The organism is Paenibacillus sp. GbtcB18 (assembly GCF_019091125.1).
Lineage (GTDB): Bacteria > Bacillota > Bacilli > Paenibacillales > NBRC-103111 > Paenibacillus_F > Paenibacillus_F chitinolyticus.
The window spans coordinates 603,238-617,576 of record NZ_JAGXJX010000003.1; the positions used below are offsets into that span (position 1 = coordinate 603,238).

Consider the following 14,339-nt stretch of genomic DNA (forward strand, 5'->3'; position numbering starts at 1 on the left):
CTATCTAAATTCACGGAAATAACAACATCTACCGGAAAATCGTAAGATTTTGAAAGAAATCATTGGATAAATAGCCTTATACAAACAACTGGACCTTCTTTTCATAAGGGGTATCGTATACCTTTCCCTTCATAAGCTGTTCCAGATACGGGCGGATCAGGTCCGCCTGCGTGGAATGAAAGCTTTCGCCGCCCCACCTCTCGATGGTTCGCTGCTGGGTTTCTACGATAGCGATGTCCTGGTTCAAAGCTTTTTTCAGAAAAGGGGTCAGCACCCGCTTCTTCAGCCCGTTCGTGAACCGGCCGCGCTTCATCGTAATAACCGCATAAATGTCCTGGTAAGCGAACGAAGTCGGTCTCATCACGGCTGTAATAAGCAGCGTCAAGCCTTTGGCGGAAGAGTATTCGATCTGGGCGATGCCGGGCATGTAAAACCGGCCGAAGCTCCGCTGCCTGTCCCGCTCGAATAAACGCGAGATCAGACCGGCCTGCCCGGATTCGCCGGTATATTCGATTTCGACGGCGGCGCCCTCCGCCCGGATGCGGGCGTTCACCGTCTGGCGGCCGCTGTCCGTACGGATGAGGCCCGCGTGGACATAGTGCGTGTGCGTGGCGTCCAGCAAATTTTCCGCCGCGTTAAGCAGCGAACCCCGGACGGCCGTTTTCCAGACGAAGGAGTAATACTCCGGGTTGTTCATAAACGGCAGGGCCAGAGGCTCCGGAACGGATGCTTCCTGCGCTTCCGCTGACCGCGCCTCTCCGCCGAGCCGAACCCACAGAAAGCCGTCCCGCTCCCGCAAGGCCACCGGCGACGCGTCGTGGTGGGGACCCGGCTTGAACGCGCACAGCCCCGGCACCCGGGTGCAGGCTCCTGACCCGTCGAACTCCCAGCCGTGGTAAGGGCAGACCAGCTTCCCCGCTGTCAGCCTGCCTCCCGAAAGCGGCACGTTCCGGTGCGGACAGCGGTCCAGCAGCGCGTGCGCGCCCTCTTCCGTCCGGAACAGGACGAGCGGCACGTCAAGCACCGTGAGCCCGATCGGCTTCCGCTTAAGCTCCCGCGACGGACAGAGCGGGAGCCAGTGCTTTTCCAGCTCGGCATAAAGAATTTCCTTCCCGTCGCCCGCTTGGCAAACATCGTTCTTCGTCAGATTCATAACCGGTACTTCCTCATCACGGGTACCCCAACTCCATTCAAAAGATGACTCAATCCGAGCCATACGGCCCGCCGCCTCAGAGGCAGATGACGGATGTAGACGGCGCTGTATTCGATAGCCGGACGGCCTCCCCGGATCCGTTTGAAGTGCGCGGCGCCGGAGCTTAGATGCAGGAGCTTCCCTTCATCCGCAGCCCGGGTCAGCACCAGGCTCATCAGCATCCGGTACAGCCCTTCCTTTTGCGGAAGAGCGGTGTTGTAACCGACCAGCGGCGCCGTAATGACACCCGCTTTATCGAAACAGCCGATGACGCCCTGCAGCACCCCCGAGCTGTCCCTCAAACCGCGGATCCGCAGCAGTCCGTGCAGATGGCAGTTGGCGATGTAAGCCTCCGTGAACCGCGGATTCAGCCGGGAATATTTACGGATGTACAAATCCTCGTAAAGCTCCACGATGCGCGGATAATCGGACGGCTCAATCTCTTCGTGCTCCACAATGCGAAGCGGCGAGCGCCGGAGCAGCTTTTGGTCCCATACATTGTTCGGTTTATACATGTAGTCCGGCTCGCGCCCATCGAAAAAATACACCTGCCGGCTCGGAACAAGAATCCACCCTAGCCCTGTCAGGTCTTTTATCAACTGGGGATTCGTCACCTCATTCAACGACCTGAATATGACCGCGTGCGACGGAAAACGTTCCAGCAGACCGGCGGTCAGCACACGGACATCCTCTTTCGGCAGCTCTTCATACAAATTCGTCGAGAGCAGCCAGTTATTGACGTGTACGTTCCGGTTGATCCGGGCGCTTTTCAGCAGCGGCGAAAGAATGCCGATCACTCCCCTTAGCGCACCTTTCAGCAGCTCGCTTTTGAAGAGAACCAGCTCTTCCAGCGCATAGGACACATAGGTCGAGTAAGGCGAACAAACATAGGAGTTCTCATACTCCGTGTCGTTCACCGTCACGGGAAGCAGCTGCTCCCCGGCCCGGACCAGCTCCACCTTTGTCCGGACATTCCGGATATACGCACCGGCGCCTTTGCCGATCAGCGGCTCGGTGTAGGCCGCCGTCATTTTGTTAGCCGGATGATTTTTACCCGGGCCGGTTTCATTCGAGGGGGAATCCCCCGCTCCAGCTCCGCTTCCCGGCGTTGGTCCTGCCTGCCGTTCTATAGATTCAGCCGGCTGTGTCATTCGCTACCTCCCCGGCCGTTTACGTGTAACGGCTGTCTAATTCTTCGTCCAGCGAGCTTCTTCCCCGGCAAAGCTCCTCGAAGGAATCGGCCACCCGGACGCATTCGTCGTACCCGAGATTTCCCGAATGAGCGGCAAGGATAGGATATTCGCCTTCCACCGGCTCTTTTCTCATATCGAAAAGATAATGATTGCCGCAGCCGTCCATCGCAAAAGAAACGGATAACGGCATGTATTCGGGCAGCTCGTACGCCAGGTTCATCTCACGGAAATCGGAAGTGGAGAAAAACTGGAAATATCGTTCCCCCGTCCGAAATTCCCCTCCGTTCGAGTAACGCAGAAATTCCGCATACGCGCCCGGCAGTTCCTCCCGCGGCATACGCCATCTTGTCGGATCGATCGGGACATATTGATTGTAATAGGGCGAGTTTTTCGGAAAAGGATTTTTCTGTCTCGCGGTAATTTCCTGAAGCTCTTCTTCCGTCAAAGGCTGCTTCCATGTTTGAAGGAAGCTCTCCAGAATTCCCTCCGCCACCCCAGCGTCTTTAACGAACACTTCGTCGAAAAAATAGTCCTGCAACGGCAGGCACCTCCTGTTCTGTCTTTGGTCTTAGCCTGAAAGAAAGGCCGCCGCAGCGCGGCACGCCCTCAGTTCAAAGCTTCTCCGTCCCATTCGATGTCGGCGGTAGCCGCATCTTTAAACGGGATCCGCCTGCTCAGCGAGTCGAAAGCCGTTTCGGCCAGACTGCTCGTATGCAGCAGAGGCACCCACGGGTCTTGCCTGCTGAAAAGCACATCGCGCCCGTGCCGGAAATCGTTGAACCACCGCCTCATTCCCGAGGGATTGAAGCCGTGGTAAAAAGGATTCGCCAGCATCGCGTACCCGATCATCGGGGGAGTTTCCGCAGGCACGGGGGTTCCGGGGCTTCCGGGGGTTCCGGACCCAATCCGGATTCCCGCCGGATTTTTCGAGGGGGTACGGCCGCCGGCATAATGCTTTCCCCCGGTCACTTCGGGAAGCGGTTCTCCACCAGGCCCAAACGGCTTCATCAGCCCGGCTGTGCCTGCGAGATGCAGCCCGCTCGTCGCCCTCGGGTTGCATTCCAGCACATGCAGGGTGCCGTCCTTTTCTTCTATGTAATCGAAGGCCACATGCCCTGTAAAATCGAGCTTACGGACCAGTTCGGCCGCAAAGCGGTCGATGTTCTCGCGATGCACCGGCTTGAAGTAATAGCCGGAAGCCTGGCCGAGCCGATAAGAGGGCTCGTAGGAACCGTACGCCGCGATTTCACCGTCCACGGCTAAATGATAGCTGCACAGCTCCAGGCCGCGGATGTACCGCTGCGCGATCCAGGGCCGGTCCGCGGACGGCGCAAAGCCCTTCGGCAGCCGGGAGGGAGCCAGCAGCGCCTCCGACGCGAAGCGGCTGTACACCGGTTTGAACGCGAAGGCGGACGGATCGCCGAGTTCTTTCAATTGAGCGGCGGATGTGAGCAGCTTCGTCTCCGGAGTCCGGGCGGACATTCCTTCCGTCAGTCCGGAGAATGTCCATTTGTTGTGCAGCGATTTCAGGACTTCGAAATCGTCGCAGAACACGCGGCAGTATCGGGACAGCTCTTCCCGCCCATGCGCGATATAAAAGATTTCCTCGCTCGTCGGCAGGAGCAGATCGATTCGGGTAGACCGGATAATGGCCGCCAACGCGGCAATGAATTCCCGGTACCCTTCTCTCGGAGAAGGAATATGGAAGAATTCTGTTACCGCCCGTGAACCGCGGCACACCGGAAATTTGACACTGTCCGCGGCAAATACGTTCCATCCGGAATCCCGGAACCGCCTCGCCAGATCCAGCGCCGTGTAAGAGCGGCAGCCTGTGAGGAGCACATTCATAAGCGGCCGGTCCACCCGTCTCTTGCCGCCATGTCCGGCTCTACGGTATAGGCGCGCTCAATTCTGCGCAATTTCGTCAAGCCCGGCCGGAACGAGTATGGCGTAAACGTGATTTCCGGAGGCCGGCAGCCATGCTGCGCGAAAATCCCGGCCAGCTCCCGCCGGAGCGGTCCGGTGACGTCCGGCACTCCTTCTTTCGTGCGGACCGATACTTCCAGACGTTCCCGGTCACGCTGGATGACTTTGTATTCGGCGATTCCGTCCGAAGCCATCATCACCGCCCGCCGGATAAAATCCGGAAAGACCGGAACGTCCCGTCCTCCGTCCATACTCCGGCCGAAGAACAAATCGTCCGTGCGTCCGCTGACGGATTCGACCGCCGTGAACACCGAACCGCAGGGACAAGGTTCTTCCCGGAGCGTGAGCAGGTCGTTCAACCGGTAGCGGATAATGGGCTGGGATGTACGGGAAAAATCCGTAATCACCGGCATAAACGTCCGCCGCTCCGCATCAACGTACTCCCGCTGGATCACGGCGATATCCTCATTGAGATGCAGCGTTCCATGTTCGCAGGTTGCGCCAAGAAACCCTTCGGTGCATTGATAAATCTGGTGCACCCGGGTCCCGAAAGCAAGCTCGATCACCTGCCGGTCGACCGGTTCCAGCACTTCCGCGACGGAAATGATTTTGTCCGGCGCAATCGCCAGTTCTCCCCTCTGCTTCGCTTCCGCCAGCAGCCGGAGCATGGACGGCGGGGCGATCAGGAGGGTCGGCTGCAGCCGGCCTAGCTGTTCGACATGCTCGGGGACCGGGCGGATCATATCGAAGAAACTGAACCGGATTCTCCGGGACCGCACCGTCTGGTACAGGTTGCTGTCCGCCCGGAGAAAGAAGGCGATCCGGTGCTTCCGCAGCAGGGAACCCGGCAGAGCTTTCGCCAGGGCGGCGCCCGCCCACGCCGCTCTTTCCTCGGGGCTGACGATGAACAGCCCGCGGTTGCCCGACGTACCGGAGGAAAGCCCGACGGTAACCCCGTTCAGCTCGGGGGTGAAGTCGCGCTCCCACTCGGCTTGAAGGGCCGCTTGGAGCGCTTCGTCCTTCGTGATGCCCGCGGTGTTCAGCTCGTCGAAGGCGTCCATCATCGCCGTCTTGTCTATGGTCGGCCATTCGCGCCAGCTATCCAGCGGGAGGTCCTCAAACAGGCGGGCGTAGAAAGGCGACCTGCGCCGGGTTTCTTCCAGAAAAGCCCGGACCCGCGCGTCTTGCCAAGCCTCAAGGTCTTCCCGGCTTTTCCATCTTTGCCCGTTCCATTTGGTCAGGGCGTATTGTTTGAGCAGTAGGATGAGTTTCACAGGAGTTCAATGCCCTCCTTTCCGCAAAGTTCCCAAGCTTCCGCACAGTGTGTAAAAAGAAGGCGCATCTCCGGCTGCCTTCGGTGCAGCTCCACGAGATTGCCGAAAGTCCGTTTGTAGTCCTGCCTGCCGTCGAACAAAATAAATGCGAGCGGACTGGGCAGCCGGTTTTCCCGCACGGCCTGCGCCGACCAGCTTGCGTCCGCGCCGAGCAGCACGGGATTTCCGTCCGCTCCCCTCAGGAAGACGCCGATCTGGTGCGCCGCATGGCCGGAAAGATCCACGGCGGTCACACTCCCGTCGCCAAAGAGGTCCCAGCCCCGCTCGAACGGGCGGCACACGGCGGGCAGCGCCGTTTCCGGGCACTGCTCCACCCAGACTGCCCGGTCCTTGAAATCCGGAGGTATCAAGTCCGGGAGCACCGCTCTTTTTACCGCGGCCAGTCCTTTTAAAGAAGCGACCGAATCATAGCCCGCTTTCGAGCAGATGAACTTCGCATTCGGAAAGTCCGCCAGCCCGCAGATGTGATCCGCATGAAAATGCGAAATCACGACCGTAGTCACGTCCTCCGGAGCGTATCCGGCCGCCCTTGCATGCTCCGCCGCGGTTAAATGCACCCCCGTCTCCACCGGAGTCGTCCAGCGGTACAAGGCATAGGGCAGCCGGCGCGTCGCCTCCGCAAAACGCGGAGAATATCCCGTATCAAACAAAATTAACCCTTTGGACGGATGTTCAAGCATGGCAAAAAGACCCGGAAACGCGATGGACCGCCATTTCCCCCCGCGGAGCGACAAGATCTCCAGCTGCTTGCAGGTACCCGTGCAATGCATCGTCAGCTTCATGCGCGTCCCTCCTGTTCCCGCCACCATAGGCTGAACCGCCGGATGCCCTCCGCGACGGAAATCCGGGGCGTATAGCCGAGCTCCCGCTCCGCTTTGGAAATATCCAGCGTTTGGCTGAAAGCCAGCAGCGCCACCGTGTATCTCGTGAGCATCGGTTCTTTGCGCGCAAAAGGAAGTGCGGCGAACGCTTCCATCGCCGCTGCAGCGCCGTAGGCGGCCGGATACGGAACTTTCCGGGCGCGGAAGGGCAGCTCCAGCAGCCGGAATAGCTCCGCCAGCAGCTCATAAACGTAAACGGGCTCGCCGTTGGTGATGTTATACTTCTGCCCCTCACAGGCCTTATCGGCATGGGCGCAGCACAGAAGCGCTTCCGTCACGTTGTCCACGTAGGTGACATCCATGAACGCGCGTCCTCCGCCGAAAACGGGCACGAACTTCTCCTCGTTGGCCCGCAGCAGACGCGGGAAAATCGCCGTGTCTCCGGGTCCGAATAGCCCTCTCGGCCGGATCGTGATCACCGGAAGACCGGCCTTGCTCGCGGCGTCCAGTTCGCTTTCGGCCTGGCGTTTCGTCTGCGCATAGGCATTGACGCCTCTTCCCGGCAGCGGTTCTTCTTCGGAAATCCCGAGGCGGTCCCGGTAGTCGAAATAGATCGACGGCGTGGACACATTTACGAGCCGCCGTACGCCGTGCTTCATGCAGCCCCTGATGATCTGCCGCGTGCCGACCACATTGGACGTGTAGAAATCCCGGTAAGCCCCCCACGGAGAGGACATCGCACCGCAGTGAAAAACAAGTTCGTGGCCGCGGACAACCTCCGGCATATCATCCGACGACAGGTCCACCCGCACAAAACCGGCCCCTTCTTGCGTCAGCCTTTTCCCGGCTTCCGGGTTGCGGCCGACCGCCGTCACCTCATAACCTTCCTCCAGCAGGCGGCGGATCAGATTTCCTCCGAGAAAACCCGTCGCCCCCGTCACTAACGCTTTCATAGTAACCATTCCATTCGATGTCGTAAGTGGTAATCTCTTTAAGCGGCACGCGTTTTGCCCGCGCTTCTCTCCATAAGTCCAGCAAAATCTTGCCTTGGGCCAGTGCAGGTCCCCAGTCCTTCCGGCTGAAAATCACATCCCTGCCCCGCGCAAGGCCGGCGATCCAGCGGCGCAGCCCGGCAGACGTTCCGCACGCGGCCGCCCCGTACATCAGCATCGCGGCGGTAATCATCGCGGGACGGCCGCCGGGCGCCGGGATTATCACCGTGTCCGTGCAGTCCAGCAGGGCCCGGTCTATTCCCTCTTCGGGCGTAAACAGATGAAGCCCGCTCGTTGCCCGCGGATTGCATTCCAGCGGATAAATAACGCCCGATTCATGGACGATAAAGTCAAACGCAATCTGTCCCGTAAACCGGATTTCGCGGACAAAATGCTCCACCCATCCGAAGAGATCCCGCCGTCCGCAAGATTTGAAGTAAATCGTGGCGCCCCGTCCCGCCGTAAAATCCGCAGCGTAATCCGCATACGCGGTCAGCCGACCCTCGTGGGCAACGGCATAGACGCAGTATTCCTGCCCTTCGACAAAATGCTGGACAACCCACGGATTGTCCGGCGAAACGTTGATCCGGGGCAGTACCTCACCCGGACCGTACAGGCGCGTATGGTTCGCGAATCTGGAGAAAACCGGCTTCAGCACCCATTTTCGTGTGCCTTCCCGTTCCAAAAACGCGTGCATGTCCCCCTCCGTTTCCAGAAGGACCGTATGGGGTGCAGGCAGTGCCGCCTCCTCTACCAGCCGGATAAAGGAGGCTTTATCATGAAGGGCGATCAGCTTGCCGAAATCATCGGTCAGCACCGTGCAGCCCTGAAGCTTGCTCTTTATTTGAGCGACATAAAAAGTCTCTTCGCACGTCGGGATCAGCAGGTCGATACTCTGCTCCCGGACGATTGCCTGCAGCGCTTCCGCAAAAGCAGACGGATTATCCCGCGGTCCCGGGATGCGGGTAAACTTCTCTATGCAGCGCGAGAAGCGCAGCAGAGGGCTCGCCAGACTGTCGGCCGCATAAATCGTATGGCCGAGGGCCGATAACTGGCGGGCCAAATCCAGTGCCGCGGGCGCCCGGCCGCCTGTAATAAGAATGCGGCGGCTGCCGGGCTTCTTCCTAGTACTCAAGAAGAAGACCGCCCAGGGACAGCCCGGCCGAGATGCCGATAACGGCCGTCAAGTCTCCGCGTTTCAGCCGGCCCAGCCGGATCGCTTCGTGCAGCCCCATCGGCAGCGAGGCGGCAATCATATTGCCGTGATGTTCGATGATATTCATCAATTTGTCGTCCGGGATCCGCAGCTTCCGCTGAAGCAGCCTCATTGCCATGGCGCTTCCTTGATGGGGAATGACGAGGGCGACGTCTTCCAGCGTGACACCGCCTTCTCCGAACAGTTTTTTCAGAAAATCCGGCAGCAGCTTGGACGTTTTCTTAAACAGGGCTTCCCCCTGCATATCGAACAGGAAATCCGCTTTACGCTCCGGTTCGTAAGCGATCGAGGGCAGCTTAGAGCCGCCCCCTCTCACCTCGGATAGCTCCGCGCCGGAGCCGTAGGTTTCTATACGGGAAGCCACGATCCCCGAGCTTTCGCCCGCAGGGGTTCTCCCGACTACTACGGCGGCCGCTCCGTCCCCGAACAGAATCGCGCTTTCCGACTGGCTGTAATTCAGGCCGACCGAGGCGATTTCCGGAGCCACCAGCAGGACACGATCATACCGGCCCGCGTCGATCAGATAGGAAATAAGATCCAGTCCCGCAAGAAACGACAGGCAGGTGGAGTTGACGTCCAGACACGGAATGCCCGAGTCGCCTAGCCTCATTTCACATTGGATCAGCGCCGCCGTACACGGAATGGGCTGCTCCGGTACCGCATTCGTACAAATGATGCAGTCGAGCTGCTCCGCTTCCAGACCGGCGTCCGCCAGTGCCGCGAAGGCGGCCTTCGCCCCCATCTGCGAAACACTTTCGTTTTCCGCGTAATGCCTGACCTTCACCCCCGACTTTTTGTACACCCAGCCCTCGGGTTTGCCGAGCCTTCTATCCATATCTTCCGCGGTTACCCGCTTTTCCGGCAGATAGGCCCCAGTTCCCAAGACCTTCACTTGTCTAGTTTTCATGCTGTTTCCGTCGCTTTCCGTTTATTTTACAAGCTTCCCGCAGCCTCCGGCAGCTCCGCCTTCGGCGGAAACATGAAAAGGACCCGGTGCAGGCAGCGAGTCGAATTGACCTAGGTCTTAAGAATCCCATTCGACATTTCGCCCTGGTTTTCCTGCTTTGGTTAAGGCCGTTAAGGATTCTCTTATCTGGCCTCCGCCCTCTTTTTTCTATGAGAGAAGGAAGTAGACAGGGACACAAACGGGTTGGACCGCCTTCGCATATCATACTGCATGACTTTCGATAGATTTTGATAAATGGAGATGAAGCGAGAATGAGCGAAGCTTCCGGAAGCGGCAGAACCCCCATTGATGTGCTGATCCCGGCTATCGACAAAGATTTGGAAACTCTTCCTTTCGTCATTGACGGCATTCGCCGGCACGTCAAACATCCGATCGGCAGCATTTATATCGTTTCGCCCGACAGTCCCCGGATCAAGAAACTTTGTAAGGATAAAAAATGCAAGTTTGTGCATGAAAATTCCGTTCTTCCGCTGACGAAAAAAGATATCCGTTACCGTTCCAAACGGTGGGACCGCTCGGGCTGGCTGTACCAGCAGCTTCTCAAGCTGAACGGCGATAAAATTTGCGGCAACCGCTACTTTCTCGTCACCGACGCGGATACCGTGCTTATACGCCCTCACCGGTTTTTGGAAAACGGCAAGCAGGTATTTTTTACGAGAAACTGGAGCCATCAGGAATATTTCCGCATTCATGCCAAGCTTCTGGGACAGAAAGCCGTTTCCCGCCCTTCCTATGTCAACCACTATATGCTCTACGACAAAGTCAAGCTGTCCAGCCTGAAAAAAGCGATCACGGCCCGTCACAAAATGCCGTGGTACAGAGCCATTCTCAAAAACCTGGACACGACCAAACAGTTCGGATTTTCCGAGTTCGAAACGTACGGCAACTTCGTTCGTGCCCAGTATCCCGGCACTTCCCTGTTAAAACCTTCCCTCAACAAGGAATTCAAAAAAAGCATCAGGTTCGTCCCTCACAGCGAAAGAGAGAAATGGGCCGGTAAATACCGGTCGCTGTCGTTCCACAAACGAGGAGGCTACTATTTCAAAGCCAAAAAAGCCAAATAGCAGCTAGTCGCCCGGAGAATTTTTCTGACCGGCACTTTTCAGACAAGGAGGAAGGGTCGTGAAAATCATTTTGCTGTCGGGGGGATCCGGCAAGAGGCTTTGGCCGTTGTCCAACGAAATCCGCTCCAAAACGTTTCTGAAGCTGTTACCGGCGCCAGACGGCGGCAGAGAATCCATGCTTCAGCGCGTGTGCAGACAGCTCGATGCCGCCGGGCTGCTCAGCTCGACATCTATCGTTACCCACTTCAGCCAGTTTGAAATCGTCCGAAGCCAGGTCGGCGAAAAAATTCCGGTTTTGGCGGAGCCGCACAAAAGAGGGACGTTCACGGCGATCGGTCTAGCCAGCCGGTACCTGCACACTCAAAGCGTAAGCCCGGACGAGATCGTCTGCTTTATGCCTGCCGATCCGTTCGTTGACGCCGCCTTCTTCGAGAAAGTCGCCTCCCTCCCCTCAGTCCTCGCACAGTCCGGCGCCCGCATGGCTCTGATCGGCACGAAGCCGTCCTTCCCGTCCACCCAGTACGGCTATATCGTACCTGCGCCTGGGCAGGACCGGGAGGCAGCGCCGTATCTTTCCGTTGCGGAATTCGCGGAGAAACCGGACGAACAGGGCGCTTCGGCGCTCTTGTCTCGGGGTGCTCTCTGGAACAGCGGCGTGTTTGCTTTTGCGAATTCATTCATGCTGGAGGTTCTGACATCGCGCGGTTTGCCGGACGATTACGGGCAGCTGCTCGGCTTGTACGACACCTTGCCGGAACTGAGTTTTGACGAGGAAGTTGTCGAGAAGACGAAGCCGATCGTCGTCCTCCCGTACGATGGCAGATGGGACGACTTAGGGAACTGGCAGGCGCTGGCTCCGCATTTGGAAAGCCGGGCCGTCGGTCCCGGAGACGTATCCGACGATTCGGCGGATACGCATATCGTCAACGAGCTTTCCTCCCCCGTCCATGTCATCGGCGTGTCCGGGATTATCGTGGCGGCAAGTCCCGACGGAATTCTCGTAGCCGACAAGGCAGGCAGCAGCCGGATCAAGCAGATCAATCCGGGTAAAAGCAGAGCTCCCATGTACGAGGAGTACAGGTGGGGCACCGTCACCGTAATTGACCGTGGCCCGTCCACTGGAGACACGAATACGGAAACGGAGGTCGTCATCCGCCGGCTTACCCTCCTGCCCGGCAAAGCTTTTCCTTACCGGGCCCACGGCAGCGCGAAAAAAAGCTGGACACTGCTGTCCGGTTCCGGCCAAATGATTCTGGACAGGCGAGTAACCCGCGTGAAAACCGGTGACGTCCTCCATCTGGAGCCGGCCGCAGGGTATGCACTTCTCGCGGATGCGTCGGGGCCGGTCGAGCTGATCGAGATCGAGTTTGGTCCTGAAGGCGAAAAGCCCGTGCCCGCAGCGCCTTCTCTATCGTGGGAAGAAGCGGTACTGCTGTGCAGGAACGACCGGGAACCCGATCCCGGGAAGGGATGAGGCCATCTTAGGATGGCCTTTGTTTAGCGGCGGGTCGGAATACTGGCTTTGGCCGGCCTTTAACTGGAAAAAAAGGAAGAAAGGCATGCGTTCGCCCTTCTTCCTTTTCACCCTTTTAGTCATTCCCTCTCACATTCTCGTTCTTACTTTCACCCAGTCCGTCGAGAAATTTTTTTACAACGGCATAAAACCCGTCGGGATCGTCGGAATGAACTCCGTGGCCGCAATCCTCAAAAATTTCGAGGGAAGTATTCGGCCGCCGGGACTGCATCAATCTCGCTTGTTCGGCGTTCATGACAAAGCTTTTTTTGCCGTGGATCAGCAGAATAGGACATGTCGACGACAGCCAGTCATCCCACCACTTCCCGTTAGCGTTTTCCTGGGAAGACCTCATCCCCTTTAAATCGGTCCGGAATCCCCAGCCTTTCTTATCCTCAAACACGCTTTCGGAGAAATAATCGATCGCTTTTAGCCCCAGTCGTGCCAGCGAATCTCTCAAATCCTGCAAGGTCGGGGAACGCTCGGGAAGCTTCTCGGCAAACGAAAGGTCTCCGTGAATTTCCGCCCCGATGTCTTCTACGATCACGGCCCGGACATATTCGGGATGACGCGCCGCGAACTGGTAGGCATTAATGCCGCCGAGCGAATGGCCCAGGATGACAACGGGCTGACCGCCCAGCTCCTGACGGACCAGATTCAGAATATCGGTGACGTAACTCTCTCTGGAATAATCCCCGTCGGCCGGATGCCCGCTCCAGCCGTGTCCACGCTGGTCGAGCCCGATGACCCTCCAGTCTTTCCTCAACCGTGAAGCCAGAAAAGTAAACGTGCCCGCATCGTTCATATGTCCGTGCAGCAGCAGAAGTAGCGGTTTATCGTCACCGCCGTAATCCACGTAAGAAAGTTCGTTGGCTCCCGATCTGAAAAAGCTGCGTTTTGCGGATGGATGTTCCTTGTCATGTTCCATCATCTCGTCTCCTCTTCCTCGTCAAATTTTCTTTCTGGACTCCGTTCTCGGGAATCACTCCTGGACTTTGCATTCAGTATAACGCATAATAGTGACAACTAATGTCATAATTAAAAAGTGGAGTTTATTCGATGTCCAAATCAAAACGCCTGATGGAACTGATGCTGACGGTAAACCGGAAGCGCAAGTTTACGGTGGGAGAGCTCGCACGTGAATTCGGCGTTTCGCAGAGAACGATTTTGAGGGATTTGCAAGAGCTGGGCGAATTAGGGGTTCCGCTTTATTCGGAAGTCGGTCCGCACGGCGGGTATCAAGTGTTGAGGGAACGACTGCTGCCTCCTATCGCTTTTACCGAAGAAGAAGCCGTGTCTATCTTTTTCGCCGTTCACGCCCTCCGGCATTATTCTTCCCTCCCGTTTGAAACGGAGTCTTCTTCCGCCTTGAAAAAATTTTACGCATACATGCCCGAGGATGTCCGGGAACGGATCGATCAGATGAAGAACCGGGTGGATTTTATCACACCGGCGCGCAAAGCTGTCTCTCCTTATTTATCCCTTCTGCTCGATGCGGCCGTTCAGCAGAAGGTGCTGCTCATCCGGTATCAATCCCGGGAAAAAAGTTCCGACCGCGAAATCCAGCCCATCGGCATTTTCACGGGTAACGGCCTCTGGTATTGCTCCGCCTACTGTTACCGGTCGGAAGGGATGCGTGTGTTCCGCTGTGACCGCATTCATTCGGCTGTCCCTTCGGCAGTGGAACCGCTGGATCTCCGCCATATTCATCTTGAAAACAAGTCTTCTGCGGGACGCAAGGAGCTGGGCGAGATAGGTGTATTTGCGGAATTGACCCTCGAAGGGGTTGAGGCGTGCGAGGCGGAGCCTTGGTCGGAATCCATGCTTACCCTGCGTGAAGATGGCACCGGCTGGCTTCAAGGAACCATTTCTAGAAAAGACCTTCCCTATTTCGCGAAGTTTTTTATCGGCTTGGGCCGTGAAGTAACCGTGAAAGATTCGCCTGAGCTTCTGGCGGAAATGAAAGCCATGCTTGCCGAGCTGCTCGGCAAATACAGCTGAGCAGCGGACGCGGACGCACGGCTCGCGGACGCACGGCTCGCGCACGCACGGCTCGCGCACGCACGGCTCGCGCACGCACGGCTCGCGCACGCACGGCTCGCGCACGCACGGCTCGCGCAC

At 57.8% G+C, this 14,339-nt stretch carries 13 protein-coding genes and 1 pseudogene; 4 read left to right on the plus strand and 10 right to left on the minus strand.

From position 1 onward, the window contains the following. Positions 1 to 76 precede the first annotated feature (76 nt). The 9 genes from KVT34_RS13000 to KVT34_RS13040 form a co-directional block, all read right to left on the minus strand. Complete coding sequence (locus KVT34_RS13000; protein WP_217559097.1) at positions 77 to 1,153, minus strand: aromatic ring-hydroxylating oxygenase subunit alpha; 1,077 nt, start codon at positions 1,151 to 1,153, stop codon at positions 77 to 79. Continuing rightward, entirely contained in the window at positions 1,150 to 2,343 is a 1,194-nt protein-coding gene (locus KVT34_RS13005) for a GNAT family N-acetyltransferase (protein WP_217559098.1), read from the minus strand. The genes KVT34_RS13000 and KVT34_RS13005 overlap by 4 nt, the downstream gene beginning before the upstream one ends. Positions 2,344 to 2,362: 19 nt before the next feature. Further along, a complete protein-coding gene (locus KVT34_RS13010) occupies positions 2,363 to 2,923 on the minus strand; it encodes an SMI1/KNR4 family protein (RefSeq protein ID WP_217559099.1) in 561 nt (186 codons plus the stop codon). A gap of 68 nt (positions 2,924 to 2,991) precedes the next feature. Continuing rightward, the gene (locus KVT34_RS13015) at positions 2,992 to 4,233 is read right to left on the minus strand and encodes an ATP-grasp domain-containing protein (RefSeq protein ID WP_217559100.1); all 1,242 of its coding nucleotides are present in this window, start codon (positions 4,231 to 4,233) and stop codon (positions 2,992 to 2,994) included. Beyond that, the gene (locus KVT34_RS13020) at positions 4,230 to 5,585 is read right to left on the minus strand and encodes a F390 synthetase-related protein (RefSeq protein ID WP_217559101.1); all 1,356 of its coding nucleotides are present in this window, start codon (positions 5,583 to 5,585) and stop codon (positions 4,230 to 4,232) included. Before KVT34_RS13020 ends, KVT34_RS13015 begins: the two co-directional genes overlap by 4 nt. Further along, a complete protein-coding gene (locus KVT34_RS13025; RefSeq protein WP_217559102.1) occupies positions 5,582 to 6,427 on the minus strand; it encodes an MBL fold metallo-hydrolase in 846 nt (281 codons plus the stop codon). Before KVT34_RS13025 ends, KVT34_RS13020 begins: the two co-directional genes overlap by 4 nt. Next, on the minus strand, positions 6,424 to 7,419 hold the full coding sequence (locus KVT34_RS13030; RefSeq protein WP_483311435.1) for an NAD-dependent epimerase/dehydratase family protein: 996 nt from the start codon (positions 7,417 to 7,419) through the stop codon (positions 6,424 to 6,426). The genes KVT34_RS13025 and KVT34_RS13030 overlap by 4 nt, the downstream gene beginning before the upstream one ends. Then, positions 7,343 to 8,593, minus strand: a complete 1,251-nt coding sequence (locus KVT34_RS13035; protein WP_217559104.1) for an ATP-grasp domain-containing protein — start codon at positions 8,591 to 8,593, stop codon at positions 7,343 to 7,345. Before KVT34_RS13035 ends, KVT34_RS13030 begins: the two co-directional genes overlap by 77 nt. Continuing rightward, positions 8,583 to 9,581: a beta-ketoacyl-ACP synthase III gene (locus KVT34_RS13040; RefSeq protein WP_217559106.1), complete on the minus strand. Its 999-nt coding sequence runs from the start codon at positions 9,579 to 9,581 to the stop codon at positions 8,583 to 8,585. The genes KVT34_RS13035 and KVT34_RS13040 overlap by 11 nt, the downstream gene beginning before the upstream one ends. A gap of 311 nt (positions 9,582 to 9,892) precedes the next feature. Between KVT34_RS13040 and KVT34_RS13045 the strand changes: the two genes are divergently transcribed. Continuing rightward, complete coding sequence (locus KVT34_RS13045) at positions 9,893 to 10,705, plus strand: DUF6492 family protein (protein WP_217559108.1); 813 nt, start codon at positions 9,893 to 9,895, stop codon at positions 10,703 to 10,705. A 58-nt stretch (positions 10,706 to 10,763) separates the two neighbouring features. After that, on the plus strand, positions 10,764 to 12,179 hold the full coding sequence (locus KVT34_RS13050) for a sugar phosphate nucleotidyltransferase (protein ID WP_217559110.1): 1,416 nt from the start codon (positions 10,764 to 10,766) through the stop codon (positions 12,177 to 12,179). Positions 12,180 to 12,294: 115 nt separating this feature from the next. Here the strand turns inward: KVT34_RS13050 and KVT34_RS13055 are convergent, their stop codons facing one another. Continuing rightward, positions 12,295 to 13,149 (minus strand): alpha/beta fold hydrolase, encoded by an 855-nt coding sequence (locus KVT34_RS13055; protein ID WP_217559112.1) that lies wholly within the window; start codon positions 13,147 to 13,149, stop codon positions 12,295 to 12,297. Between the two features lie 128 nt (positions 13,150 to 13,277). Between KVT34_RS13055 and KVT34_RS13060 the strand changes: the two genes are divergently transcribed. Continuing rightward, positions 13,278 to 14,219: a helix-turn-helix transcriptional regulator gene (locus KVT34_RS13060; protein WP_217559114.1), complete on the plus strand. Its 942-nt coding sequence runs from the start codon at positions 13,278 to 13,280 to the stop codon at positions 14,217 to 14,219. A 27-nt stretch (positions 14,220 to 14,246) separates the two neighbouring features. Then, positions 14,247 to 14,339: pseudogene (locus KVT34_RS32730) on the plus strand (pentapeptide repeat-containing protein); the annotation flags it as partial.

Coding starts and splice junctions, on each gene's coding strand:
- KVT34_RS13000 (WP_217559097.1), bottom strand. CDS start 1,153: ATGAATCTGACGAAGAACGATGTTTGCCAAGCGGGCGACGGGAAGGAA.
- KVT34_RS13005 (WP_217559098.1), bottom strand. CDS start 2,343: ATGACACAGCCGGCTGAATCTATAGAACGGCAGGCAGGACCAACGCCG.
- KVT34_RS13015 (WP_217559100.1), bottom strand. CDS start 4,233: ATGAATGTGCTCCTCACAGGCTGCCGCTCTTACACGGCGCTGGATCTG.
- KVT34_RS13025 (WP_217559102.1), bottom strand. CDS start 6,427: ATGAAGCTGACGATGCATTGCACGGGTACCTGCAAGCAGCTGGAGATC.
- KVT34_RS13030 (WP_483311435.1), bottom strand. CDS start 7,419: ATGAAAGCGTTAGTGACGGGGGCGACGGGTTTTCTCGGAGGAAATCTG.
- KVT34_RS13040 (WP_217559106.1), bottom strand. CDS start 9,581: ATGAAAACTAGACAAGTGAAGGTCTTGGGAACTGGGGCCTATCTGCCG.
- KVT34_RS13045 (WP_217559108.1), top strand. CDS start 9,893: ATGAGCGAAGCTTCCGGAAGCGGCAGAACCCCCATTGATGTGCTGATC.
- KVT34_RS13055 (WP_217559112.1), bottom strand. CDS start 13,149: ATGATGGAACATGACAAGGAACATCCATCCGCAAAACGCAGCTTTTTC.
- KVT34_RS13060 (WP_217559114.1), top strand. CDS start 13,278: ATGTCCAAATCAAAACGCCTGATGGAACTGATGCTGACGGTAAACCGG.